This window comes from Shewanella sp. Choline-02u-19 (assembly GCF_002836205.1).
Lineage (GTDB): Bacteria > Pseudomonadota > Gammaproteobacteria > Enterobacterales > Shewanellaceae > Shewanella.
This window is the reverse complement of the sequence record NZ_PJBE01000004.1, coordinates 1-1,291: the sequence shown is the minus strand read 5'-3', so window position 1 is coordinate 1,291 and position 1,291 is coordinate 1. Positions and strand designations below refer to the sequence as shown.

Below are 1,291 nucleotides of genomic sequence, written 5' to 3'. Positions count from 1 at the left end.
ATGCTTTCTTAATCAGAAGTCAAAACCGAAGCCCTTAAAGCACTTGTCACCTGAATTAAATTTCCGAGGAGATTTAACTCTCTAACACCGCTGCAAGTTCCGTGCTACCTAAGTAGTTGGCCTGCTGTGCCGTGTCAGTGGATGCGTATTATAGGGAGATCCCGACTGAGCGCAAGCGCTTTTCTCCCTTAAAACAGCCTTTTTTAATAGATACGGGATAGCCACACCCTACCCACCACTTACCCACAGTGTTATCCACAATTCACGCCTCAATTGATGAGGCAATCTCGGTAGGGGAACCTTATTCTAGTACAGTATTGGAAACTTGCAGGGCAGGATAATCATTACTTTGAGCTTTATGCCTCAGGTTTACATCCCTGTATCACCCAAAATCGACGGTAATGTCTTGGGGATCCTGCTCGGCAATCAAATAACACCCATGATCATTCGCTTTCGTTCGCCACTTCGATCGTCGATTTTACCCTTTGTCAGCCTCTTATTATCAACAAAATAAGCGATTAATAAAAGGGATCGCTAGCAAAGGATAACTATCCGGTAGTGATGGTGATTAAATCACAACTGCAAATGATTTTTTTAAGATCTGCTCCAAGTTGCCACTGCTGTTATGCTTACAGATGACTGCTAGCGCTATAAAACAGAATTGAATTAATCAGCACCAAACAGGCTAGAAGATAATTTAACGAAAAACTAAATGAGCGATAGTGGCTTTCAACTATCTATAAGAGATGCATTGGACGCTAAGAAAGGACCGACAACGTCCATGGATATTGCGGAAAGTATGAATATAGGAGGCAGAACGAAGCAAGATCCCGCCACGAGCAGCAAATATCACCCTCTCGCATTTCGGCATAATGGCCATATCACTATCACACCTGATATTTTCCCCCTAAATTCTGTCGTCCCGTGAATGAGTTAACTCTAAACCATAAATTGCAGACGTAAAAAAGCCCGCTATATAATAGCGGGCTTTCAACTCTCTATACGAGAAGTAATAGGCGCCTGGAAATGACCTACTCTCACATGGGGAAACCCCACACTACCATCGGCGATACTGTGTTTCACTTCTGAGTTCGGAATGGGATCAGGTGGGGCCACAGCTCTATGGTTTCCAGACAAATTCTTTCAAAAAATGGTGCTGATACCCAGAATCGAACTGGGGACCTCATCCTTACCAAGGATGCGCTCTACCGACTGAGCCATATCAGCAAAATCGTGCGCAATCTATTTGTCTTATGTGAATTTTTCACTGCATTTAGATAAACGACTTAAT

At 43.2% G+C, this 1,291-nt stretch carries 1 tRNA gene and 1 rRNA gene; both read right to left on the bottom strand.

What is annotated here, in order from left to right:
- Positions 1-1,018: 1,018 nt before the first annotated feature.
- Positions 1,019-1,134 (bottom strand): 5S ribosomal RNA (gene rrf, locus CXF83_RS00075).
- A 17-nt stretch (positions 1,135-1,151) separates the two neighbouring features.
- Positions 1,152-1,227, bottom strand: a tRNA-Thr gene (locus CXF83_RS00070).
- Between the last annotated feature and the right edge of the window lie 64 nt (positions 1,228-1,291).